The organism is Methylophilus sp. Leaf414 (genome assembly GCF_001425425.1).
Taxonomy (GTDB): Bacteria; Pseudomonadota; Gammaproteobacteria; order Burkholderiales; family Methylophilaceae; genus Methylophilus.
In genome coordinates this window covers 500,170-522,934 of the sequence record NZ_LMQQ01000001.1, presented here as the reverse complement: position 1 = coordinate 522,934, position 22,765 = coordinate 500,170, and the positions used below count along the sequence as shown (strand labels likewise).

Genomic DNA, 22,765 nt, shown 5'->3' with positions numbered 1-22,765 from the left:
TTTTGTGAAAGGAACCAGATTGAAACTCGCTTTTGCTAAACCATACCGGCATTGGGTAAATGGATGTTTACTGGCAGTTGTCGCGTGCGGATTGACCGCTTGCGTCACGATCAATATTTACTTTCCTGCCGCGGCGGCTGAAAAAGCAGCCGATAAAGTGATCGACGAAATCTGGCAAACACCTGCTGGCCAAGCTCCTGCGCATAATCCGGACAAGGCGCCCAGCCCAACCCCTAAAGAAAGCAATGTCCCTGCAGCCATACCAGCAGTGACACCATCCGTTAATCAGGAGTCTGCACCATGAGTTCAATCATCAAAATACGCAAACCATGGTTAGGGAAATTGCAACTATTTACGCTTGATTGCTATCACAACTTTAAGCATCTGATATTTGGCATGATATTTGGATTGTTGTCGATGCAGGTACATGCAGCAGCCGACCTTGATGTAAACACGCCCGCTGTTGCTGCAGTAAAAGCCAGTATGCAAAACCGTCATCAATTGCTATCACCGCATTATCTATCGGGCGCAGTGGGATTGACTGCTGATGGATTTGTCGCCGTGAAGGATGCCGGATTGGTGCCATTGTCCCAACGTAGTGCGCTGACCGCGCTGGTGAAAGATGAAAATGCTGACCGCGCAAAGCTATATCAGGGAATTGCTGCCGCAAATGGTCACCCGGAGTGGGAAGGTGAGATACAACGCACATTCGCCCAACGCTGGATTGATAGAGCGCAAGCAGGCTGGATGGTACAGCGCGACGGACAGTGGGCCAGAAAGTAATTGGCTGCATCGCGCTAAGGCCTTGTAAAGAAAATAGATTATTCAAGTTTTATGAAATGACCATGCGTTAAAGAGCAGTTGAGTAATATTTTTGCCGCTACAACAAATCAAAAAACAAAGGGGTAAAAGCACTTTATTTAAATTTCAGGCATGGTCATTGCATGCAAACTAAGTGCATATTGCAATGGAAGGAGTTTGTTGTGGCAAATAATCTTTTCGTTCTACCTCGTCTGGGCCAACCTATCCGACAGGAGGATTCCGGGATTTACTATATCCTGAATCAACAAACTGGCCGCGTGCGATCGTTGATACAGTTGGTGCGTGAAAATTTGCACTGGTATATCTTGCAGTTGCAGCCGATTGCCGACGGTCTGGATTATCGCTGGTCGGTGATGTCACGCGAAAATGATTGCGTGCTCAAAACTGCGACTGACAAGCAAATCGCACATTATTTTTCCAAGCCTGAATACACCGAGCCGGTAGGTGCCTGGCAAGTCATGCGTAACGCTGATTTTGGTTTTGGTAAATTCACTCCCATTGAAGCGCCAGAGGATATTAGCTATGCCATCCTGACGTTTGAAGGGGACGAGATGAAAACGCCGATCCGATTGCACAAAGCGCCTGCGGAATGGCTGCAGGAAAATAATGATCAGGATATTTTACAGCTGGAAATTGCCTGATTTTTAGCAGGTGATTGGCTGGTTTTAAGGCCAATGCCTGTGAGCAATTGACTGGTGGATTAATTCCCCAAAGTCTTTAAATTGCTTAAAGATGAGGATTTTCGGCTAGTGAGGTAGCCATTGCCTGTGATATGGTTACGACCATATTATTTTGTAGGCAATCCTGCCGGATTGGGGCTCTTATGCTTCGCAGCCTTGTGTTTGATATCGAAACTATTCCCGATGTTGACGGTATACGTCAATTGCACGACCTTCCTTCCGGTTTGAGTGATGCTGACGTAGCCAATATCGCTTTTCACCAACGCCGACAGCAAACCGGTAATGATTTTCTACCGCATCATTTGCAACGTGTGTGCGCTGTCTCCTGTGCTTTGCGTGAAGGCAACCAGTTCAAGGTTTGGACCTTGGGCGACGAAGATGCCTCCGAAGCAGAAATCATCCAGCGATTTTTTGACGGCATTGAAAAATACACGCCAAATATCGTCAGTTGGAATGGTGCTGGTTTTGATTTGCCGGTTTTGCACTATCGCGCCATGGTGCACGGCATTACTGCGCCACGTTACTGGGATCTGGGCGAGGATGATAAAGAATTTAAATGGAATAACTACATCAGCCGCTACCATATGCGTCACCTGGATCTGATGGATGTGCTGGCAATGTATAGCGGCCGTGCCAATGCGCCTCTGGATCAGGTGGCACAGTTATGTGGCTTCCCCGGTAAACTGGGCATGGACGGCAGCAAAGTGTGGCAAGCGTATTTAAATGGTGAAATCAAGGCGATACGCGATTACTGTGAAACCGATGTTGCCAATACCCATTTGGTTTATTTGCGTTTTTTGAAAATGCGCGGCCATTTAAGCGAAGCGGAATATGAAGAAGAAATCCGCGTGACGCGTGAGACCTTGACTGGTTACGCCGGCACGCACTGGCAACAATTTCTAGCGGCCTGGACCCCAGTTAGCTCAGCTTAAATGATCAGCAGCTTAAAGTCAGCTAGTGCCAGGCAATGCGGCCCTGGTATCGTTTCTAATTTCATCAGGTGCCGCGTCTTCCTCCCTGTTGTCTTCGCGTGAATCTTCATCGAGATTGGCATTCTTCCAGTTCAGGATCACACGCTGATGTTTTTTTGCGTTGCTGGTGAAAGTGTAACGCTGGGTATTTCCCTGGTAGCTGGCAATAATGGAATATTTGCCATTAGGTAGATTGAGCAGTAATCTGGGCGCCGCTTGATCCAGGCTGAATACGGTCTGTTTTTTTGCATCCATGATAGTGATACTGACGCCATCTATCAGCCGGCCAATTTTACCTTCCGAAAACAGGAAATATAGGTTGAATTGCTTTTTAAACGCTTCCAGCGCCTCAACTTCTTCCGAGCCGATTCCACCAGTCACATAATCCACACCATGTTCATCCTGCTGGATGGCGACATCTGCGAGGCAGGTTGCAGAACAAACTGCCATCACCAGAGCAATACATAGACTCCATTTTTTTAACATATGGTCTCCCTTATTTGCAGTGCTTCGTGAAGGATTGTAAGCCCAAATCAGGTAAAATAACAGCTATGAGAAGCAACCGTCAAAGAACCCGCCTGTCGCCAGCGTCCATGGCGAAACAAACATCCCGCATCGCCGTCATCGAATCCCTGGACCAGGAAGGTCGAGGGGTCGCGCATGTCGATGGCAAAGTCGTTTTTATCGAAGGCGCATTGCCGTTTGAAAAAGTGCGCTTTGCGTCGCATTATTCAAAAGCTACCTATGAAATTGCCGCCACGCTGGAAGTGCTTAAACCTTCCAGCCAGCGCGTTACCCCAGGCTGTGTCTATTTCGGCACGTGCGGCGGCTGTGCCATGCAGCATCTGGAGTTTTCTGCACAAGTGGCTGCCAAGCAAAGGTTGCTGGAAGCAGATTTATGGCACATTGGCCGTATCAAGCCTGAAAAAATACTGCCACCAATCCAGGGTACGCCCTGGCAATACCGTCACAAAGCGCGTCTGCGGGTGAAGTATGTAGAGAAAAAAGGCGGCGTACTGGTAGGCTTCAATGAAAAAGGTACCAGCTATGTCACGTTTATGGATAGCTGCCAGGTGCTGCCTAAAGCCATTTCTGACCTGATTGTGCCACTAAAGGAATTGATAGGGCAGTTAAGCGTCAGGCAGTCACTGCCGCAGATTGAACTGGCAGTCGGCGAAGATGCCACTGTATTGCTTCTGCGTATCCTGGAAGCGCTCGAAGAACGTGACTTGCCTTTGTTGCAAGCGTTTGAGGAACGGCATGGCGTGCAATTCTGGACGCAGACCAAAGGCCCGGACACCGCCAAGCCCTTATTCGGCCACAGTGACCGCCTGCATTACAGCCTGCCTGAATACAACCTGGAATACCCGTTCAGCCCGATAGAATTTACCCAGGTAAACCCGGGTATCAACCGGGTGATGATCCGTCGCGCCATGCAATTGTTGCAACCCAAAGCGGGTGAGCGCATTGCCGACTTTTTCTGTGGCCTGGGAAACTTCACGTTGCCAATCGCCCGCAGTGGTGCCCAAGTCTACGGTGTAGAAGGCGCACAGGCATTGGTTAAACGCGCGATTGAAAATGCCCATTTAAATGGCATCAGTAATGTCGAGTTTGCCGAGTCTGACCTGTTTGATATGACGCCGGAACTGCTGCAAGGCCTGGGTTATTTTGATAAATGGCTGATTGATCCGCCACGTGATGGCGCGATGGAGCTGATCAAGTCATTGCCGGATGATGGCCAAGGCGCGCCTCAGTTAATCGTCTATGTATCCTGTAATCCTTCTACGCTGGCACGTGATGTAGCGATTTTGACCCAGTCTAAAGGCTATCAGTTGAAAGCCGCAGGTGTCATGAATATGTTCCCGCACACCGCACATGTGGAATCAATCGCTGTGTTTGAACGCATTTGATTTAGCGAAGTTGCTTGAAGGCATTTGACATGTTGTTGAGAAGAGTTGCAGGCTATAGCTTATTAGCGATTGCGCTGGTGTTGTCAGGCTGCCAGTCAGACACTGAGCCGCGCGCGCTGGTGTTTGCAATCGCACAAGCGCCAGTTAACCTGGATCCAAGGTATGCCACAGATGCCGCTTCGGAGCGGGTTAATCATCTGCTTTATCAGCGGCTGGTTGAGTTTGATTCGGCTTCGCATGAGGTGCCAGGGTTAGCTTCATGGCAAATGCAGGATGCATTGCATTACCGCTTTCAGCTTCAGCGGCCATTGGCAGTCTTTCATGATGGCAAACCATTGACCGCTGCCGACGTGAAAGCTACTTATGAAAGTTTGTTGCAACTCAAAAACTCGCCACATACTGCTGAATTCAAGCATATCAAACAGATCAGCACGCCGGATTCACACACCATAGATTTTGAGCTCAGCCGCCCGGATCCCCATTTCCCGGCCAGGCTGATTATCGGTATCTTACCCGCTGAACTGATTAGAGCGGGGCATGATTTTGGTCATGCACCTGTTGGCAGTGGACCATTCAAACTTAATTGCTGGGATAGCGAGCTGGAGCTCGTCAGGCTCAGTGACGGTCTCAAAGTCAGCTTCAATGAAGTCAAGGACCCAAATGTTCGTGTGCTAAAACTCAAGCGAGGTGAAGCGGATCTCATTCAGGGAGATTTGCCGCCTGAACTGGTGAAATACCTGCAAAAACAGCCGGCTATCACAGTGCAAACCGTGGCTGGCGCCAACTATTCGTATCTCGGCTTGAATGTGCAGGCTGAATTCCTGCGCGATGTCAGGGTCAGGCGTGCCATTGCCTATGCCATTGATACCCAGGCAATTATTGATAAGGTCATGGTCAGCCACAGCCGGCAGGCGAATGCCATCCTGCCGCCAGAACATTATGCTGGTAATTCTGCATTACAGCCTTACAGCTATCAGCCGGAACTGGCCAGGCAGCTATTGCAATCAGCAGGCATCAAACTACCGCTAACGCTGGTATACAAAACCAGCACCGACCCGCAACGCGTGCGATTGGCCACGATTTTGCAGGCACAAATGCAGGCAGCAGGCATTGATTTACAGATTAAAAGCCTGGATTGGGGCACTTTCTTTGCCGATGTGCAAAAAGGTAATTTTCAGCTATCAGGGCTGACCTGGGTGGGTATTAAAACCCCGGAAATCTATAGCAAAGTGTTTGGTTCAGGCAGTGCGCCACCCCAAGGCTTTAACCGTGGCGGTTACCGGGATGCTGAACTGGATACCTTGCTGAAAAATGAAGATTGGCCAGCAGTCACCCGCCGCATTCATGAACAGTTACCGTATATACCGCTCTGGTATGAAGGCCAGTTCGCAGCTTACCGCAGCAGTGTCGAAGCCTACCAGCCGATGCCAGACGGTAATTGGGACGGGCTGGCCAAAGTTGTGTTCCAGCCATCCCACGAATAGTTAAGGGTTTACCCCGAACCAATGGCCAATCAGGGCAGTTGCGGCCATAGCCAGTGCACCCCAAATCACAACACGGCTCATTCCTTTCCACACGCTGGCACCACCGGCCTTCGCAGCTACTGCACCCAGTAATCCTAAAAACGGCAAGGTACTGCAGATTAACCATAGCTGCACTTGCGCATAAGGCGCCAGCCAGGCGATGAGCAAGGGCAGGGCGGCACCGCTGGTGAATGCCAGCGCTGAAGCCATTGCTGCCTGCAAAGGGTTGGCCTGGTTAAAGTCATTCAACCCCAGTTCATCGCGTGCATGCGCGGCCAGTGAATCATGATGCGAAAGTGCCTGTGCGACTTGAATCGCAAGCTCCTGGGGTAATCCGCGCTGGACGTAAATGCCGGTCAGCTCGCGCAGTTCACTATCCGGGTCGTCCCGCAATTCCCTGGCTTCACGGGCAAGGTCGGCTTGCTCGATATCCGTTTGCGAACTGACGGATACATACTCACCAGTCGCCATCGAAAGTGCGCCAGCGACCATTCCTGCAATACCGGTAATCAACAATGCATGATTGCCAGCACCTGCCGCCGCGACACCCATCAACAGGCTGGCGGTGGAAATAATGCCATCGTTAGCGCCCAGCACTGAAGCCCTTAACCAGCCGCTGCGCTGTAAAAAATGCATTTCGTGATGCGGCATAAGCAAAACTCATTAAACGTAATGGCAAAGATTGTAATGTAATTTACCGCGTGAAATAGAGCTGCCATTAAATCAGCGGCCATTCTCAAGGCAAATCCCCGGCAAATCGCTTAGAATAATGTATATGCACATTGAAATATCCATCCCTGCACAGACTTTGACGCTGTTTGACGACAGCGGCAAGCAGCTTAGCCGTTATGCAGTTTCCACTGCCGCTAATGGCGTTGGGTGTGTCAAAGATAGCGGTTGTACGCCATTGGGCAGCCATATTATCCGTGCCAAAATTGGTGCTGATGTGCCTGAGAATACGGTATTCAGAGGTCGCCGGCCGACTGGAGAAATATTTACGCCTGAATTAAAGGAGCAATTCCCTGAGCGTGACTGGATATTAACCCGCATTCTTTGGTTAAGTGGCACAGAGCCTGGCAAAAATCGCCTGGGAAATGTCGATACCATGCAGCGTTATATTTACATACACGGCTCGCCGGAGGCGACTGCGTTTGGTGCGCCTGGCTCGCATGGCTGTGTACGCATGCGCAATGCTGATTTAATTGCGTTATTTGACCAGGTGCCGGTCGGTACTACCGTAAATATTCAAGATCAACCGCCACAAGATCAAAAGCGGCCTAATCTATTGCAAAATGATCAACAGACAGAAGCTCGGGGTGTAGAAGGTCAATCTATTCCCCATGGAGTGAATGATTAAACGCCTCACCTCATTATTGCCAGTGATCATTGGCGTACTCTGTCTGACCTTCGCCTTGTTACATATGGTACCCGGCGACCCTGTCGATGTCATGCTGGGCGAATCCGCCAGCCCGGCAGATCGCGAGTTGCTTAAAGTCCAGCTTGGCCTGGATCAGCCTTTGTATCTGCAGTTTGGGCAATATGTTTCGAACATCTTTAAAGGGGATTTTGGCGTCTCTATTCATACCCAAACACCCATCACGCAATTGCTGGCACAGGCTTATCCTGCAACACTGATACTCGCATTCACTGCATTGAGCATAGGCTTATTGATAGGTATTCCGCTGGGGATATGGTCAGCCCTGAAAGCCGGATATTGGCAGGACGTCATGGTGACCATGGTGAGTATCCGTCTCGCCGCCATGCCCGCATTCTGGCTGGGGCCGGTGTTGATGCTGATATTTGCGGTATGGTTAGGCTGGTTGCCGGTCAGCGGCATGGGTAGTCCTGCCTCCATTATCTTGCCAGCGGTGACCCTAGGCTTAGGCCTGAGTGCCATTCTGACACGCATGACACGCACCAGCCTGCTGGAAGTGTTGAACGAAGACTATATCCGAACTGCACGTGCCAAAGGCCTGAACGAACGGCAGGTGTTATTAAAACATGCATTGCGTGCAGCTTTGCTGCCCCTGGTAACCATCGTCGGTTTGCAAATGGGTAGTCTGTTGGCGGGTGCTGTGATTACCGAAACCATTTTCAGCTGGAACGGCATAGGTCGCCTGCTGGTGGATAGTATAGAGAAGCGCGATTACCCGGTGACACAGGCATGTGTGCTGGTGATTGCATTGAGCTATGTGCTGATCAACCAGGCAACAGACCTCGCTTATCGCTGGCTTGATCCTCGCACCAGAGGCGCACGATGAAAACTTTTTCATTGTCTACGCTGGCTTTCTGGCTGTTTGCAGTCATCATGGCTCATATCGTTGGCACAAACCCCAATCACACCGATCTTGAAGCGATTCTGCAATGGCCCAGCCTGCAACACTGGTTAGGTACAGATGACCTCGGTCGCGATATCCTTGCGCGCGTGATCCGCGGCGTAGAAGTTTCTTTTATGGTCACCGTGATAGTCACCGCAGTGACCATGACCATAGGCATCTGTATTGGTTTGCTCGCCGGTTACAAGGGCGGAAAACTTGATCATGCCTTGATGCAGCTTACCAATATTTTCCTGGCATTCCCCGGTATCTTACTGGCGATTGCATTTGCTGCGGTATTAGGCGCGGGTATTAATAATTTGATCCTCGCCTTATGCCTAACAGGCTGGGTGACTTATGCGCGATTATCCCGTGGGCAAACGCTGGCATTGCGGGAACGATTGCATGTATTGGCGGCAGAGTCACTTGGTGCCAGTTCATTACGGGTGATGCTGTTGCATATATTGCCGCTGCTGATTTCTATTTTATTGGTTGAAGCCGCTTACAGCATGGCCAGCGTCATGATCGCAGAAGCGTCACTGTCTTTTCTGGGGCTAGGTATACAAGCACCGAATGCTTCGTGGGGTGCTATGCTGCGGGATGCAGTCAGGTTTATGCTGGTAGCCCCGCATTATGTGTTGACAGTAGGTGTATGCATGATGAGCCTGATTCTCGCAATTAACCTGGGTGGCGATGTGCTGCGTGACAAACTGGATGTTCGAAGCGAATCCAGATCATGAGAAAGCAATATCGTTATTACGACCTAATCATGGCGGCTTTTGCCGTCGTGCTGGTCTGCTCCAATATTATTGGCCCAGGTAAGATCACCGAGATTCATATGCCGTTGATGGGTGCGCTGACGTTTGGTGCGGGCATTATGTTTTTTCCGATCAGCTTTATTTTTGGAGATATCCTCACTGAAGTGTATGGCTATGCCGCCTCCCGGCGGGTGATTTGGACCGGGTTTATTTGCCTGGCTTTTGCCAGCCTGATGGCATGGGTCATAGTAGCACTTCCACCGGCGCCTGAATGGCACGATCAGGCTGCCTATCAATCGGTATTTGGTTCGACAGCACGTATTGCCATCGCCTCATTAGTGTCATTTGTGGCAGGAGAGTTTGTGAACTCATTTGTCATGGCCAAAATGAAAATCCTCACCAAGGGGCGCTGGTTATGGAGTCGTACCATAGGCTCGACACTATTTGGTGAAGCGGTAGATACGATATTGTTTTTTCCTCTGGCATTTTATGGTTCTGGAGAGTTTCCGGATGCTATGATGCCGCAAATCGTGTTGGCGCAATTTGTCGCCAAAGTGCTGGTTGAAATTGCTTTTACGCCAGTTACTTATAAAATCGTTGCGTTTCTGAAGCGTGCAGAAAATGAAGATTACTACGACACGCATACGGACTTTAGCCCGTTCAAACTTTAACGTGTGCCATCCGTCCTATTTTTATCCATATACCTATCGGAACCCCATTGAACCAAATTAACTGGTACGAAAAAAACAAAACACAAGCCGCTGACTGGCAGTCAGAAGCAGGCAATCTGCCGCCAAAAGCCGTAGTCATCGCAGATGACACGACCAAAGCAGACGAGGCCTATCGTCTGGCGTGCGAAGGCACCGCTTTACTTTACCGTGGCGATTTTCAAAATGCCAAACAATTATTGCAGGCGATTACGCGACGTGTAGATCGCAAACCGGTCAAACCCGCCGCTACGATGCTGGAGAGTTTTCACCAGCACCGTGCACGCCAGATCGGCCGTGCCAACATCACGAATAAAGTGTTGATTGAGCTTAAATACGGGCAATGTGATTTACCGCGTGCACCGGATGTGAAAGCGGCAGTCCAGGGCGCATTGATTGTTGATGAGAAAAAAGACAAATTACCCGCACGCCTGGTACTTTCGTTGCGTGAGCTGTTAGGTATGGTCGGCGCGTATGAATGGCGTAAAAAGGGCGTCCCCATCAACGCGCTGAATGCCAATATCCACGCCCATTACGGGGTGTATTCGCCCGTACGTGGTGAGTATCTGGAACTGATTGACCAGGCGCCACTCAATAATCCTCAGGTTGCATGGGATATAGGCACCGGTACCGGTGTCATCGCCGCCGTGTTGGTGACACGTGGCGTAAAAAATGTCATTGCTACGGATACCAGTCCACGTGCTTTAATCTGCGCTGCAGACAACCTACAGCAACTGAATATGCATACCAATATTCAGATTGTTGAAGCAGACCTGTTTCCGGAAGGCAAAGCCGATTTAATAGTGTGTAATCCGCCGTGGCTGCCAGCTAAGGCCAACACGCCGATCGAGCAGGCGGTATATGACCGCGATAGCCAGATGCTGAAGGGTTTTTTAAGTGGTGTTAAAGCGCATTTAAACCCGGATGGTGAGGCCTGGCTGGTCATGTCAAATCTGGCGGAGCTGATTGGCTTGCGCAAACCAGATGATTTAACCGGCTGGATCGCTGAAGCTGGCTTGCAAGTGATTGAGCGTTTAGACACGCAGCCTAAACATGGTAAATCACAGGATAAGCAGGACCCGCTTTTTGCTGCAAGATCAAAAGAAGTAACCAGCCTTTATCGTTTAAAATTGAGCTAGCCTGGGCCAAACAGGTTAAATCATTCATAGAAAACATCAGGAAACTTTATGTCTTTAGGTCCCGTCATGCTGGATGTTGTTGGCAAAGAACTCACTGCTGATGACATCCGCCGTTTGCAACACCCGCTGGTGGGTGGCGTGATTCTGTTCGCGCGTAATTTTGAGAATGGTGAGCAGTTAAAAGCACTGACCGCCAGCATTCATGCCGTGCGACAGCCGCCATTATTGATTGCGGTCGATCATGAAGGCGGGCGCGTGCAGCGTTTCCGCGAAGGCTTCACAAAAATTCCACCCATGCGTGAGTTTGGCCATATCTGGGACAAAAATCCGCGTAAAGCGAAAGAGCTGGCAGTAGAGGCCGGATATATCCTGGCTGCTGAGTTGCGTGCACATGGTGTGGATTTCAGTTTTACCCCGGTGCTGGATATGGATTATGGCGATAGCCTTGTGATCGGCGACCGTGCGTTTCACCGCGATCCGCAGGCCATTAATGAATTAGCCTTTCATTTGATGCAGGGACTTAAAAAGGGCGGTATGGCGGCAGTTGGCAAACACTTTCCCGGGCACGGCTTTGTGGTCGCTGATTCACATGTCAGTATTCCGGTGGATGATCGTGAGTTTGACCAGATTGCGCAAAACGACATGCAACCTTTCCGCCAGATGATTGATGAGGGTTTGCATGCGATTATGCCAGCACACGTGATTTATCCTAAAGTGGATGAAAAACCTGCCGGTTTCTCGCCGCGCTGGTTACAAAAAGTATTGCGTGAGCGCCTGGGGTTTAACGGCGTGATTTTCAGTGATGATTTGAGTATGGAAGGCGCCACCGTAGCGGGCGATGTGACAGCACGCACACTGGCGGCGCTGAATGCCGGTTGCGATATGGTGTTGTTGTGCAACCGCCCAGATCTGGCGGATGAGTTACTGGAAAACCTCGAATGGAGCATTTCTGCACAAACGATTGCGCGCTTGGCGCGTATGCACGGCGCGCATCACCCGGCAGATATGATTGCGCTACGTGAATCGGCTGATTATGTAGATGCCGTAAAACGGGTTGCGCTGGTGGGCTTAAAGGAAGCAGATTTGTTTGCGTGAAGCCTTTCTAATCACGCCAGGATAAAGTAAGCTAAGCACTTAATTAAAAAGTAATTTTTCAAGCTCAATCATCGGTAATTGCTATGAAATGGATTGTTTTAGGGATATTTTTAGCCTCTGTCAGCTACGTGCACTTTCGCGGCAAGGTGCGGCATAAGTTTTACAGGCAACTGTTTGATCACTCAGGCATTGTGGCGCCCTTTAATGTGTTTTTATACCTATTTTCAAAAGCACCGACGACACCTTACGTGCAAGTCAGCGAGTTTCCAGAACTGAAAGTGATCAGCGACCGCTGGCAGGACATCCTCAAGGAAGCCCTGCATGTGCGCGACCAGGAACGTATTGCCGCCGCTAAAAACAATAACGATGCCGGTTTCAATTCATTTTTCAAAACCGGCTGGAAACGTTTTTACCTGAAGTGGTATGACGCGGAGCATCCTTCCGCCAGCATTTATTGCCCGCAAACAGTGGCTTTGCTGCAAAGTATCCCCAGTGTAAAAGCCGCCATGTTTGCCGAACTGCCACCAGGTGCGCATTTGAATCCGCACCGCGACCCGTATGCAGGATCATTGCGCTATCACCTGGGACTGGCAACGCCGAATAATGACTTGTGCTATATCAAGGTTGATGGCGAAAATTACAGTTGGCGCGATGGGCAAGCGGTGATGTTTGATGAAACTTACATCCACGAAGCGTATAACAAAACCGATGAAAACCGCATCATCCTGTTTTGCGATATCGAGCGTCCAATGCGTTATCGCTGGGCACAGGCTGTGAATCGTTTTTTAGCTAATACCATCGTGACGGCGGCCAGTTCACCCAATGAAGATGGTGACCAGACCGGCGTGATTAACCGCCTGTTTCACTACGCCTGGGTAGTTGGACAATATCGTCGCCGCTTCAAACGCTGGAACCGGACAGTTTATCAAATCACCCGAATCCTGCTAATCGCACTAGTGATTTATGCCATCTGGAAAATTTAGGATAAATAGTCTAAAAGTGATGATTAAACTTGAAACTTTGTCCATTTGCCCTTATCTTAGTTCTTGAAAGTTAAAGAGTTTGAAGTTAAAAGCAATAACGTTTTATTTGAGAGGAAGAAAACATTATGTCTGATATGCAAGTTTTAGGTCGTGAGGGTAATGTATCCGATACGCAGAACCGCGTGTTGCGCAACACATATGCACTACTCGGCTTGAGTATGATCCCAACCGTCATTGGCGCCTATGTAGGCCTGCAAATGAATTTTGGATTTTTGGCGGCGCATCCGTTCATATTCGCAATCGGCTTCCTGGCTGTGATGTTTGGTATGTTCAAACTGATTGCTGTTAACCAGAATAGCAGTATTGGTGTGTGGCTGCTGTTGGCAATGACATTCGCATTCGGCATTATGCTGGGCCCAATTCTCCAGTATGCATTGCATTTACGTAATGGTGCCGAGATTGTAGGTTTGGCTGCAGCGGGTACAGGGATTACCTTTTTAACACTGGCTGGTATCGGCTCATCCCCGGCACGTGACTTCAGTGGCATTGGTAAATTCCTGATGGTTGGCTTGGTTCTGGTGATTGTTGCCGGTTTAGCAAACTTATACTTCCAGATTCCAGCATTGTCATTGGCTATCTCTGGTGTATCAGTACTTATTTTCTCAGCTTACATTTTGTATGACGTAAACCAGATTGTACGTGGTGGCCAGACTAACTATGTAATGGCGACATTGAATCTGTACCTTGATGTTTATAACCTGTTTGTTAACTTGTTAAACATCTTGCTGGCTTTGCTAGGTAACCGTGATTAAGCACTAATCACTAGCAATAAAAAAAGAAACCCGCTACGGCGGGTTTTTTATTGCCTGGTTTTATCTTCTTTATGGCTGGTAGTGGTTGTTAAGAACCATGCTGGTTTACTGTAACCAGAATAAAGTGGCTGTAAAGATAAATTAACACGTAACTATATGATTTTAAATAATAAAAAATTTGTATTCTGATGGATTGATTTTTGCACTGCCTTAGCCAACTGGGGGAGACAGTGTGTTAAATAATAAATTGAAGTTCATGTTGCTTCTGGCAACTTATTCTGGTGTCTTGATCGGAGCGGAACCGGATGCCGAGCCTGTAAACAATAAATCCAAAGCAGCAGAACCAAATGCAACTATCCAGCTAGATGAAATTGAAATCAAGGCCAAGCGTAGACGCATCATCACGCCGTTACCTGGGGTACCGATTGATAAGGCTACCGCAACTACTAATATCCAGAGCGCTACTTCGAAAGAAATAGAAGAAACAAAAGCACTGAATGTCACGGATTTCATGAATAGCACCATGCAATCAGTGACAATCAATGATTACACAGGTAACCCTTTCCAGCAGGATTTAAACTTCCGGGGATTTACAGCATCGCCTCAAATTGGTACCCCTCAAGGTATCTCCGTATACCTGGATGGCGTTCGTGTAAACGAAGCATTCGGAGATGTAATGAATTGGGATTTAATTCCCATGAATGCAATAGAAAGCCTGAGCATGATTCCTGGCTCGAATCCGCTGTTTGGGTTAAATACCCTGGGTGGCGCACTTGCAATTCGAACCAAAGATGGTTTCTCGGATAATTACCTTAGAACACAGTATCTGACCGGTTCTTGGGGCAGGGAGCAGGCACAGTTTTCTAATGGCATTAATAATGGAACCGTGGCTTTGTTCACCGCCTATAACCATTTCAAAGAAGATGGCTGGAGAGATAACTCACCCAGTAACTTGCGCCAATTGTTCAATAAAGGGACGGTGCGTCTGGAAAAAGGAGAGCTTAGCTTTTCTGCGATAAATATTGATACGGATCTGGTCGGTAACGGCATGCTTCCCTACGAAATGGCTGAGCAGGATAGAAAGCAGGTCTTTACCTCTCCAGATGAGGTTAAAAATTCACTTGGACACTATAACTTGAGCGGCAGTTGGTATGTCAATGATGTACTGACGCTTTCAGCCATGGGTTATAAGAGACGGATGATCCAGTCGGCTGTTGGCGCTGATGTATATGATGCATACTATGCCGCCCAACAGGTCTGGGATCCCATTAACTATCCGGGAGCGGATAGGGTCAATGGCATATTTAATTATATGGATCTTAATCAAAAAAGCCAGGGTTACACCCTGCAAGCGGCGCTGGATCTTGAAAAACACCAAATGGTATTTGGGGCTTCAAGGGATTCGAATGACATACGATTTCTTCAATCGCAATTGCTAGGTGAGATCAATCAAGATCACGAAGTGAATCCAGTGAATAATCCTGCGTTTGACCCGGTGTTTGATTTTGCTGTATATCGAAAAATCCTAAGGAATAATCTGACCGGTTCGAGCCGTACGAAGAGTATTTTTCTTTTTGATACCTGGTCGCCCGCCGATAATTTGCATGTCAGTCTTGGTGTGCGCTGGAACTGGACGAATGTTAAAAACTATCTGGAATCCGAGGTCGGTAAAGATCCTTACAACTATGTTCCTGCTGATCTTCAGAGATTAAGATGCGCTGTTCCTGGAGAACCGGCCCAGAACAAAGGATTGTTTACGTGCAGCACCGGAGATTATGATTATCGCAGTTTCAATCCATCTCTCGGGGTGACATGGGAGTTTAAAGAGAATGTTTCGGCTTATACCAATGTCAGCAGAGGGGCGAGAGCACCTACAGTGATTGAACTGGGCTGTGCTAACGATAAAACCAAGGACAATACGGTCGGTAGCACGAATTATCAGCAAGGATGCTCTATTCCTACTTCACTCTCTGCTGACCCTTATCTGAAACAAGTCAGATCGACCGCTTATGAATTAGGCTTGCGTGGTGCAGATACTAACCTTGACTGGAACATTGGATTATTCAGAACTGATTTGACAGATGACATTTTATTTGTCCCGCTTGGACGGAAAAACCGTGGTGTTTTTGATAATTTCGGCCAAACGTTGCGACAGGGGTTGGAAATGGGTGTCAAGTGGGCTTGGGGCAATGACAAGTTCAGCCTGAATTACACATTAATGAAAGCTACCTTTGAGTCGTCTGCGAGACTTGTTAATCCTGCAAATAGTAGTAATAGCCAGAACTCCAATGGCGTGAATGCCCAAGCTTATGTCGATATAAAGCCGGGAGATGAACTGCCTGGGATGCCAAACCATATTATGCAGGCAAGCTGGAATCATCGGTTTAACGATAAATTCGATGCTACTTTATCGATGATAATGCATTCATCTTCTTACGTAAGGGGTAACGAAAATAACGAGCATCAGCCAAGGGATAAGCAGGGCATAGAGTTGTATGACTATATAGGGGATGGCACTATTCCTGGGTATGCGGTATTTAACTTCCGGGCTAATTACAAGGTAAGCCCGGGTATCAATATGTTTTTGAAAGTGGATAATATTTTTGACAGAGAGTATTCAACAGCCGGTAATCTGGCATTAACCCCTTTTAATGCGGCTGGCCGATTCATGACAGGTACAAATCAAGCATCTTCTGAATGGAATAACACAACTTTTATTGGACCTGGTGCACCCAGAGCGGCGTGGATAGGGCTTTCGATAGACTGGAACTGGAAAAACAAAGCCTTTAAAGATTAAAAGCAGAGATGATATGAAGAGTCAGCATTAATTGCTGGCTTTTTCTTGGTTGTTTTCGGCAACCAATCGGTGGTTTATAGCAACCATAAATTATGGGTTGAATTAGCATTTAAAAATTTCCTTAAGTATGTTAATAAAATTTAAATTAATGTCTTCCTGCATAAAAATAAAGTCATTATTTATCAGTCACTTATAAATTATCTTTTCGCCGGGAACTTCCTGTGTAAATTTCTGATAACTGAAAAACCGCTGGCACAGGTTTTGCCACCTGTTAAAGACGAAGCTGCTAGAGATCAATAGATTGTTTTAAAAATGCAGCAGGTATTAGTTTTGTTATCTAGCCATGACAACTGGAATTAGATTGAAAACAAATATTCTTTAAATAAAGGAGATTAGTGATGAAGTTAAAGGCAATATTGTTAGCCAGTATGCTTGCATTAAGCGTAAACAGTGCTTATGCAGGGAATTTTGTATCCTTAACACAAGGTGTGGGCGGAGACCTTTCCCTAGCAAATGGTGGTTTGAAAAACGGTATCAATAATCCGAACAGGGACATTTTCTACATTGAAAATCTGACCTCAACGACTTATCTGAGTGGTTATGAGTACGGTTCAGACAATGGTGTGGTTGCATCTGCATTGAATTATAGAACCTTTGCAACTACTACCGGTAATCCAACGATTTCAACAGGTACATTGACCCTGGTTGACTGGCGCGTGACTGAAAACGTAACGTTGCTACCTGGTATTGCCCAGGCAACCGTGTTTGATTATGTCTACCGTGACAGCGCCGACGGCAAACTTGTATTTGGTACGCGTTACATGAACCTGGTTGATAACGATCAGGAAGTTAACTACCTATATCGCCAGGGCGCAGGTGATAATCCTTCAGTCGCCTGGACATTCCTGTCCGACTTTGATTTGCGTATGTATCAGGCCGGCCAGACAAATGATTTTACTTATGACCCGGTTGTGGATTACACCAACGGTATTGTTCGTCAAAAGGCTGATATCAGTGTTTCAGAAGGTAACCCTTGGTCTGGCTTGTATCTGGTAAAAACCGATGCTGTGAATTATGGCCTCGGCGCTAACGCCATTGGTTACTATCAAGCTGGTGAAGAGGGTCAGTCTGTAGTCGGTGGATTCATGACTGGTTTCATAGCCACTCCTGTACCAGAGGCAGAAACTTATGCCTTGATGTTGGCCGGCCTTGGCGTAGCAGGCGCAGCCGCACGTCGTCGTCAATCAAAATAATGGCATAGACATACTTAAATTATAAATGCCATGAAAAAAAGAGCGGGGAGCCAAGGCTACCCCGCCATCTAAATATCTTAATTGCGAGGAAATAATACTATGAAAGCTACTCTTTTGAAACAATCTTTGGCAGCCGCTGCGATTACTTTTGCAGCTGTAGGTTCTGCATACGCAGGTGATTTCACCACTATCTCTAACAATGGCGCCCGTACCCCAGGCAGTACCAATAACCCTGCAACTGATCCGTTCTTTATTAATGATTTGCCATCTTCCTGGACACTGAAGAACTCTGTCACTACGGATGTTTACTCGCCAGTTGCTGGCAGTACAAGCCAGATTGTTGGACAGTTTGTGGATTCTTTCTGGTATGAAGCTTCAAGTAACTCCTACATCATCGGTACTTATTTCCAGTTAACCAATGATGACCATGGTATTACTGAAATCAACTCTATTGTGCGTAGCGGTTTCGCCGACGCGACCGGTGATTTAAGTGCAGCATGGACTTATGCATCCGGTATCTATAGTGGTGCAGAGGCTGGCTATCGTTTGCGTGATCCTTCTCGTTCTGATTACATTGCCTCCTACAATGCCGGTACGGCTGCTACAGGCGCATACTTTGATGCAGACAAAGTAGCGATCCGTACAGACGTAAGCTTGGGCGAAGATAATCCTAACAGTGGTTTGTATCTGATCAAGTTCAGTGCAAATAACTCAATTGTTGAATGGACATCGAACGCTGTACACATCGTACAAGGTGCATCATCTTCAGAAGGTGGCCGTATTCGTCAGGATATGTTCCTGAGCGGTTTCGCTGTGACTATGGTGCCAGAAGCTGAAACTTATGCCATGATGATGGCTGGTTTGGCGATGATCGGCAGTATCGTTCGCCGCCGTAAATCTGCTTAATTTATCCATGCAGTGACCAATAAACCCGCCCTCGGCGGGTTTATTTTTATGCGTCATGTACGCTTGGTTTTGTTTATATCTTTTGAGTTAGCAAGCGCTAGGGCAAGAGTTTGTCTTGTGCTTTATCCAGGCGACGTTGCCTGAAAAAACTGCTTAACAGGGAGCCACATTCATCACCGATTACATTGCTGGTCACTTCACAGTGATGGTTTAGCTTATTTTCTGCCATCAAATTAATGACACTCCCGCAACAGCCGGTTTTGGGGTCGCTGGCACCGTACACCAGGCGGGAAATACGTGCATGCTGGATAGCGCCGCTGCACATGGCGCAAGGTTCTAAAGTCACATACAACGTACAATCCACCAATCTGTAATTACCCAAGTGTTTGGCAGCTTCCCGCATGGCCTGGATTTCAGCATGTGCTGTCGGGTCATTGAGACTGATAGGGGCATTTCTCCCACGGCCGATCACTTCTCCATTCTTTACTACTATTGCGCCTACCGGCACTTCACCCAGGCTGGCCGCTTCTTCAGCGAGCGCAATGGCCATGCGCATGTAATCTTGGTCTTGCATAAATATTATGTGTTACTGGGTTTATCGGCCAAGCGAATAAGGATATATACCAAGCCCATGGTAAAAGCGCCCGCCAGCCAGATGCCGATTTCCTGGTAGGTTGGGGTGGCATCCTGCACAGGTAGCACGATCAGTTTACGTAGAAACATGACAAGGACGACCTCGACAAAGGTTTCAACCAGTAATTTATGGCCGCGCAGGTAGCGGATTTCTGCTGAGATTAACGCTGATATGGACCACAGCAACATTAATGTACCCAGTGCACGTAAAAAACCATGTACCAGGTTGTTGGTCGAAGCAGCTTCTTTTACATCGATAAAGAACAGCCAGGTGAACATGATGACCGAGATGGCGAGTGCCAGGCCAATGATGATATGAGCCAGGCCGTTGAGCCAAAGCATCGCCTTGATGGCGATGCGGTTTAATGGTTCGAACTCTTCAGGCAGTTGTTCTTGTGACATGCTTTTTCCGTTAGGCAATCCAGCCCAAATGATAAATCATTTGGTGAGTAATTGCTCCAAAGTGAGTTCTGAGAGTTGCTTGAGTAGCCATTGCATGGCTTTGCCCATATCGGCAGGACGTTGATGCCGCCAGGCAATAAAAGTGGGCGCAACTGGTTTGGGTTCAGCCACTTGCTTGATCAGCAACAGACCTTTATCAGCTGCGGCTTGCGCCATTTGTCTGGGTAAATAGCCGATCGCGATACCGGATATCTGTGCTTGCAGCTTGGTCTGCATGTCCGGCACGGTTAGGGTATCCTGGCCGGAAAGTATGCCGGAGGTGCGCGGAGGCAGGTTGCGTGAGCTATCCGCTGCAGCGACTACCCGGTGCTGCACAATATCATTGGCGTCTAATGGTTCAGGCAGCGCTGCCAACGGGTGATGTGGTGCAATGGCAAACACAAATTCCAGTTGTCCTAGCAAATGAGTGCCAAAACCATTGCCGGGGGGGGAATCACCCGGTGCGCCGATTGAAATATCTGCACGGTTGGTCTGCAAGGCATCCCAACTGCCACCGTAGACCTCACGCACAAGTTTAACCCGGGTGCCAAATCCCTGCTGGTAGAACGTTTGTAGTAAATTCAGGATAGGCTGAAAATCGAACAGGTCGCTGACAGCAATCGCAATATCGGTTTCAACACCAGTGGCTATTCTGCGCACCCGGCATTCCAGCGTCTGGGCCGCGTCCAGCAAATAACGGCCTTCTTTAAGCAATTCTGCCCCAGCTGCTGTCAGGGTCGCGCGGTGGCCGCTACGGTCAAATAACTCTATGCCTAAATCTTCCTCAAGCTTGCGTACCGTGTAGGTGAGTGCAGAAGGCACGCGGTATAAAGCTTCTGCTGCTGCCGCAAAGCTGCCTTTGCGCGCGATCATGTCAATTACTTCCAGCGCTTCAATGCTGAGTTTGAGGCTCATAAATGCTTAATCAAAAAAATTGAACAAGTGATGCAAAATGTTTTGCTATCAATGGGGTTAGTGTTTTTTTATCATACATTTAATCTTTCAAACGGAGTGAATAAAATGTTGAACATTCGCCCTTCAAACACACGTGGCTACGCCAATCATGGCTGGCTGGAAAGCTTTCACAGCTTTTCATTTTCCAGTTATTACGATCCGGCCCATATGGGGTTTTCAGTATTACGCGTGATTAACGACGATAAAGTCGCCCCGGCAACCGGCTTTGGCATGCACGGCCATCAGGATATGGAAATCATTACTTATATGCTGGCGGGTGAGCTACGTCATACCGACAGCATGGGTAATGGGTCCGTCATTCGTGCCGGTGATGTGCAGCGCATGACGGCCGGTACTGGCGTGCGTCATAGTGAGATGAATGCCTCTGACAAAACCACCGCGCATTTATTACAGATATGGATTGAGCCTGCGACTTTGAATCTGGCGCCAGGCTATGAAGAAAAAACGATTTCTGTAGAGAATAAATTGAATCGCTGGGCTTTGATCGCCTCGCCTGATGCCTGGGATGGTTCATTGAAAGTTCACCAGGATGTGACTTTGTGCGCCACCGTGCTTGAGGCAGAACATAGCCTGCCTCTGGAAGTGAGCGAAGGCCGCAGCGCTTATATGCATGTTGCCCGCGGTGCAGTTGAGATCAATGGTGAGCGATTAGCCACTGGCGATGCGCTGAAAATTGAAGATGCGACTAAACTGGAAATGCGCGCGCACGAAGAAAGTGAAGTGTTGTGGTTTGATTTACCTGGCAATAAAAAATAGGTTTTAACATTCATTATTTAATATGAAGGGAGTAACAACATGACTCAAGTTTCAATTGTTTATCACAGTGGTTATGGCCATACCGCAGAGCAAGCCAAAGCGGTTGCGCGCGGTGTCGAGAAAGTGGCAGGCGTAAAACTGCATCTTTTTACTGCAGAAGAAGCCCAGCAGCAATGGGATGCACTTAAAGCAAGTGATGCGATTATTTTTGGTAGCCCGACTTATATGGGTTCAGCGTCAGCTGCTTTTAAAGCTTTTATGGAAGCCAGTTCGGAGAAATGGTATGTCCGCGAGTGGAAAGACAAGATTGCAGCTGGCTTCACCACCTCTGCCAGCCAAAGCGGGGACAAGCTTAGTACATTAATACAGTTAGCAGTGTTTGCAGCACAACACGGCATGATCTGGGTAGGACAGGATTTATTGCCGGGGAACAATAGCAGTAAAGGGTCGGTCAACGATTTAAATCGTTTGGGTGGCTTCTTGGGCGCGATGGCGCAGGCGAATGCCGATCAGGGGCCAGAGTTTGGACCGATTCCTAGTGATCTATTAACTGCCGAGCATTTGGGTGAGCGCGTTGCCACGATTGCCAAACGGTTTTCTGAATCTAAATAACAATCCAAATTAGGGAGACATTAAGTGAAAAAGTTATTCTTAGCTGTAAGTCTGTTGGCAGCTTCACAAGCCTGGGCCGCAACCGAAACCTACAATATTGATGCTGCACATAGTTTTGCCAATTTCAGCATCCGCCATGTGGTTGCCAAAACTTCCGGCACTTTTAATGACGTGACGGGTGTGATTACGCTTGATCCGGCCAACTTGAATACGGCTACCGTGCGCGCCACTATTAATGTTGCCAGTGTGAACTCTGGTTTAGCCAAGCGCGATGAGCATATCAAAGCCGACAAGTATCTGGATGCCGCCAAATACACACAGATTCAGTTCGAAAGCACCAAGATTACTGCTTCAAACCAGAATCAGGCCATTTTACAGGGCAAGTTGACCATGCATGGCGTCACCAAACAAGTGGATATCCCTGTTCGCGTATTAGGATACGGTTCTGATCCATGGGGTGGGCAACGCGCAGGTTTTGAAGGGCATGTGACTCTGAAAGCCTCAGATTACGGTTATGGCTGGGCGACTGGTGCCAACTCACCAGTAGGCGATGAGATTGAAGTGACCTTATTGATTGAAGGGGTTAAAGCTAAATAACACAGTAATTAGCAATATGAATACGGAAGCCTGGTTTGGTCAGGCTTCCGTATATTCGTTTCAAGATTCGTAAAATGTAA

At 48.0% G+C, this 22,765-nt stretch carries 24 protein-coding genes and 1 pseudogene; 20 read left to right on the top strand and 5 right to left on the bottom strand.

Annotated elements, in window-relative coordinates; genetic code table 11:
• Positions 1 to 19: 19 nt before the first annotated feature.
• The 4 genes from ASG24_RS02535 to ASG24_RS02520 all read left to right on the top strand — a co-directional run bounded on the left by ASG24_RS02535 (position 20) and on the right by ASG24_RS02520 (position 2,434).
• Positions 20 to 304 carry a hypothetical protein gene (locus ASG24_RS02535; protein WP_369814152.1) on the top strand — a complete coding sequence of 95 codons (285 nt, stop codon included), beginning with the start codon at positions 20 to 22 and terminating at the stop codon, positions 302 to 304.
• A 92-nt stretch (positions 305 to 396) separates the two neighbouring features.
• Entirely contained in the window at positions 397 to 783 is a 387-nt protein-coding gene (locus ASG24_RS02530; protein ID WP_055827267.1) for a YdbL family protein, read from the top strand.
• A 200-nt stretch (positions 784 to 983) separates the two neighbouring features.
• On the top strand, positions 984 to 1,463 hold the full coding sequence (locus ASG24_RS02525) for a hypothetical protein (RefSeq protein WP_055827264.1): 480 nt from the start codon (positions 984 to 986) through the stop codon (positions 1,461 to 1,463).
• A 182-nt stretch (positions 1,464 to 1,645) separates the two neighbouring features.
• The gene (locus ASG24_RS02520) at positions 1,646 to 2,434 is read left to right on the top strand and encodes a 3'-5' exonuclease (RefSeq protein WP_055867490.1); all 789 of its coding nucleotides are present in this window, start codon (positions 1,646 to 1,648) and stop codon (positions 2,432 to 2,434) included.
• Positions 2,435 to 2,452: 18 nt separating this feature from the next.
• Here ASG24_RS02520 and ASG24_RS02515 read toward each other — a convergent pair whose 3' ends face one another.
• Positions 2,453 to 2,959 carry a hypothetical protein gene (locus ASG24_RS02515; RefSeq protein WP_055867487.1) on the bottom strand — a complete coding sequence of 169 codons (507 nt, stop codon included), beginning with the start codon at positions 2,957 to 2,959 and terminating at the stop codon, positions 2,453 to 2,455.
• A 65-nt stretch (positions 2,960 to 3,024) separates the two neighbouring features.
• Between ASG24_RS02515 and rlmD the strand changes: the two genes are divergently transcribed.
• A complete protein-coding gene (gene rlmD / locus ASG24_RS02510; RefSeq protein WP_055867484.1) occupies positions 3,025 to 4,383 on the top strand; it encodes a 23S rRNA (uracil(1939)-C(5))-methyltransferase RlmD in 1,359 nt (452 codons plus the stop codon).
• Positions 4,384 to 4,412: 29 nt separating this feature from the next.
• Complete coding sequence (locus ASG24_RS02505; RefSeq protein WP_055867481.1) at positions 4,413 to 5,867, top strand: ABC transporter substrate-binding protein; 1,455 nt, start codon at positions 4,413 to 4,415, stop codon at positions 5,865 to 5,867.
• Here ASG24_RS02505 and ASG24_RS02500 read toward each other — a convergent pair whose 3' ends face one another.
• Positions 5,868 to 6,557 carry a VIT family protein gene (locus ASG24_RS02500; protein WP_055867478.1) on the bottom strand — a complete coding sequence of 230 codons (690 nt, stop codon included), beginning with the start codon at positions 6,555 to 6,557 and terminating at the stop codon, positions 5,868 to 5,870. It lies immediately after the preceding gene.
• Positions 6,558 to 6,681: 124 nt separating this feature from the next.
• Between ASG24_RS02500 and ASG24_RS02495 the strand changes: the two are divergent.
• From ASG24_RS02495 to ASG24_RS02445, 11 genes and pseudogenes are all read left to right on the top strand, one after another.
• A pseudogene (locus ASG24_RS02495) lies at positions 6,682 to 7,158 on the top strand (L,D-transpeptidase family protein); the annotation flags it as partial.
• A 97-nt stretch (positions 7,159 to 7,255) separates the two neighbouring features.
• On the top strand, positions 7,256 to 8,167 hold the full coding sequence (gene nikB, locus ASG24_RS02490) for a nickel ABC transporter permease (RefSeq protein WP_055867473.1): 912 nt from the start codon (positions 7,256 to 7,258) through the stop codon (positions 8,165 to 8,167).
• Positions 8,164 to 8,961 (top strand): ABC transporter permease, encoded by a 798-nt coding sequence (locus tag ASG24_RS02485; RefSeq protein WP_055867470.1) that lies wholly within the window; start codon positions 8,164 to 8,166, stop codon positions 8,959 to 8,961. Before nikB ends, ASG24_RS02485 begins: the two co-directional genes overlap by 4 nt.
• The gene (locus ASG24_RS02480; protein WP_055867468.1) at positions 8,958 to 9,650 is read left to right on the top strand and encodes a queuosine precursor transporter; all 693 of its coding nucleotides are present in this window, start codon (positions 8,958 to 8,960) and stop codon (positions 9,648 to 9,650) included. The genes ASG24_RS02485 and ASG24_RS02480 overlap by 4 nt, the downstream gene beginning before the upstream one ends.
• A gap of 47 nt (positions 9,651 to 9,697) precedes the next feature.
• Positions 9,698 to 10,825 (top strand): class I SAM-dependent methyltransferase, encoded by a 1,128-nt coding sequence (locus ASG24_RS02475; RefSeq protein WP_055867466.1) that lies wholly within the window; start codon positions 9,698 to 9,700, stop codon positions 10,823 to 10,825.
• Between the two features lie 48 nt (positions 10,826 to 10,873).
• Positions 10,874 to 11,920, top strand: a complete 1,047-nt coding sequence (nagZ, locus tag ASG24_RS02470; RefSeq protein WP_055825997.1) for a beta-N-acetylhexosaminidase — start codon at positions 10,874 to 10,876, stop codon at positions 11,918 to 11,920.
• Between the two features lie 83 nt (positions 11,921 to 12,003).
• On the top strand, positions 12,004 to 12,903 hold the full coding sequence (lpxO, locus tag ASG24_RS02465) for a lipid A hydroxylase LpxO (RefSeq protein WP_055867463.1): 900 nt from the start codon (positions 12,004 to 12,006) through the stop codon (positions 12,901 to 12,903).
• A gap of 125 nt (positions 12,904 to 13,028) precedes the next feature.
• Positions 13,029 to 13,715, top strand: coding sequence for a Bax inhibitor-1 family protein (locus ASG24_RS02460; RefSeq protein WP_055825994.1), 687 nt, complete (start codon positions 13,029 to 13,031; stop codon positions 13,713 to 13,715).
• A gap of 232 nt (positions 13,716 to 13,947) precedes the next feature.
• Entirely contained in the window at positions 13,948 to 16,512 is a 2,565-nt protein-coding gene (locus ASG24_RS02455; protein WP_055867459.1) for a TonB-dependent receptor, read from the top strand.
• Between the two features lie 398 nt (positions 16,513 to 16,910).
• A complete protein-coding gene (locus ASG24_RS02450; RefSeq protein ID WP_055825990.1) occupies positions 16,911 to 17,765 on the top strand; it encodes a PEP-CTERM sorting domain-containing protein in 855 nt (284 codons plus the stop codon).
• A gap of 99 nt (positions 17,766 to 17,864) precedes the next feature.
• Positions 17,865 to 18,671, top strand: a complete 807-nt coding sequence (locus ASG24_RS02445) for a PEP-CTERM sorting domain-containing protein (protein ID WP_055825989.1) — start codon at positions 17,865 to 17,867, stop codon at positions 18,669 to 18,671.
• A 97-nt stretch (positions 18,672 to 18,768) separates the two neighbouring features.
• Here ASG24_RS02445 and tadA read toward each other — a convergent pair whose 3' ends face one another.
• From tadA to ASG24_RS02430, 3 genes are read right to left on the bottom strand one after another with little or no spacing between them, the layout of a single operon-like run.
• Positions 18,769 to 19,245, bottom strand: coding sequence for a tRNA adenosine(34) deaminase TadA (tadA, locus tag ASG24_RS02440; protein WP_055867455.1), 477 nt, complete (start codon positions 19,243 to 19,245; stop codon positions 18,769 to 18,771).
• A gap of 5 nt (positions 19,246 to 19,250) precedes the next feature.
• Positions 19,251 to 19,706, bottom strand: coding sequence for a phosphate-starvation-inducible PsiE family protein (locus tag ASG24_RS02435; RefSeq protein ID WP_055825985.1), 456 nt, complete (start codon positions 19,704 to 19,706; stop codon positions 19,251 to 19,253).
• 36 nt (positions 19,707 to 19,742) lie between these two features.
• Positions 19,743 to 20,660, bottom strand: a complete 918-nt coding sequence (locus ASG24_RS02430; RefSeq protein ID WP_055867451.1) for a LysR family transcriptional regulator — start codon at positions 20,658 to 20,660, stop codon at positions 19,743 to 19,745.
• Between the two features lie 105 nt (positions 20,661 to 20,765).
• Here ASG24_RS02430 and ASG24_RS02425 point away from each other — a divergent pair, with 105 nt between their 5' ends.
• Genes ASG24_RS02425 through ASG24_RS02415 form a run of 3 tightly spaced genes read left to right on the top strand, consistent with a single transcriptional unit; the run spans position 20,766 to position 22,685 of the window.
• Positions 20,766 to 21,476 carry a pirin family protein gene (locus ASG24_RS02425; RefSeq protein ID WP_055825981.1) on the top strand — a complete coding sequence of 237 codons (711 nt, stop codon included), beginning with the start codon at positions 20,766 to 20,768 and terminating at the stop codon, positions 21,474 to 21,476.
• A gap of 39 nt (positions 21,477 to 21,515) precedes the next feature.
• Positions 21,516 to 22,088 carry a flavodoxin family protein gene (locus ASG24_RS02420; protein ID WP_055867447.1) on the top strand — a complete coding sequence of 191 codons (573 nt, stop codon included), beginning with the start codon at positions 21,516 to 21,518 and terminating at the stop codon, positions 22,086 to 22,088.
• Between the two features lie 24 nt (positions 22,089 to 22,112).
• Entirely contained in the window at positions 22,113 to 22,685 is a 573-nt protein-coding gene (locus ASG24_RS02415) for a YceI family protein (protein ID WP_055867443.1), read from the top strand.
• Positions 22,686 to 22,765 lie beyond the last annotated feature (80 nt).

What these genes read in the sequence shown, in the direction of transcription:
- ASG24_RS02530 (WP_055827267.1), top strand. Translation starts at nt 397, where the DNA reads ATGATATTTGGATTGTTGTCGATGCAGGTACATGCAGCAGCCGACCTT.
- ASG24_RS02520 (WP_055867490.1), top strand. Translation starts at nt 1,646, where the DNA reads ATGCTTCGCAGCCTTGTGTTTGATATCGAAACTATTCCCGATGTTGAC.
- ASG24_RS02515 (WP_055867487.1), bottom strand. Translation starts at nt 2,959, where the DNA reads ATGTTAAAAAAATGGAGTCTATGTATTGCTCTGGTGATGGCAGTTTGT.
- rlmD (WP_055867484.1), top strand. Translation starts at nt 3,025, where the DNA reads ATGAGAAGCAACCGTCAAAGAACCCGCCTGTCGCCAGCGTCCATGGCG.
- ASG24_RS02505 (WP_055867481.1), top strand. Translation starts at nt 4,413, where the DNA reads ATGTTGTTGAGAAGAGTTGCAGGCTATAGCTTATTAGCGATTGCGCTG.
- ASG24_RS02500 (WP_055867478.1), bottom strand. Translation starts at nt 6,557, where the DNA reads ATGCCGCATCACGAAATGCATTTTTTACAGCGCAGCGGCTGGTTAAGG.
- nikB (WP_055867473.1), top strand. Translation starts at nt 7,256, where the DNA reads ATGATTAAACGCCTCACCTCATTATTGCCAGTGATCATTGGCGTACTC.
- ASG24_RS02485 (WP_055867470.1), top strand. Translation starts at nt 8,164, where the DNA reads ATGAAAACTTTTTCATTGTCTACGCTGGCTTTCTGGCTGTTTGCAGTC.
- ASG24_RS02480 (WP_055867468.1), top strand. Translation starts at nt 8,958, where the DNA reads ATGAGAAAGCAATATCGTTATTACGACCTAATCATGGCGGCTTTTGCC.
- nagZ (WP_055825997.1), top strand. Translation starts at nt 10,874, where the DNA reads ATGTCTTTAGGTCCCGTCATGCTGGATGTTGTTGGCAAAGAACTCACT.
- lpxO (WP_055867463.1), top strand. Translation starts at nt 12,004, where the DNA reads ATGAAATGGATTGTTTTAGGGATATTTTTAGCCTCTGTCAGCTACGTG.
- ASG24_RS02460 (WP_055825994.1), top strand. Translation starts at nt 13,029, where the DNA reads ATGTCTGATATGCAAGTTTTAGGTCGTGAGGGTAATGTATCCGATACG.
- ASG24_RS02450 (WP_055825990.1), top strand. Translation starts at nt 16,911, where the DNA reads ATGAAGTTAAAGGCAATATTGTTAGCCAGTATGCTTGCATTAAGCGTA.
- ASG24_RS02445 (WP_055825989.1), top strand. Translation starts at nt 17,865, where the DNA reads ATGAAAGCTACTCTTTTGAAACAATCTTTGGCAGCCGCTGCGATTACT.
- tadA (WP_055867455.1), bottom strand. Translation starts at nt 19,245, where the DNA reads ATGCAAGACCAAGATTACATGCGCATGGCCATTGCGCTCGCTGAAGAA.
- ASG24_RS02435 (WP_055825985.1), bottom strand. Translation starts at nt 19,706, where the DNA reads ATGTCACAAGAACAACTGCCTGAAGAGTTCGAACCATTAAACCGCATC.
- ASG24_RS02430 (WP_055867451.1), bottom strand. Translation starts at nt 20,660, where the DNA reads ATGAGCCTCAAACTCAGCATTGAAGCGCTGGAAGTAATTGACATGATC.
- ASG24_RS02425 (WP_055825981.1), top strand. Translation starts at nt 20,766, where the DNA reads ATGTTGAACATTCGCCCTTCAAACACACGTGGCTACGCCAATCATGGC.
- ASG24_RS02420 (WP_055867447.1), top strand. Translation starts at nt 21,516, where the DNA reads ATGACTCAAGTTTCAATTGTTTATCACAGTGGTTATGGCCATACCGCA.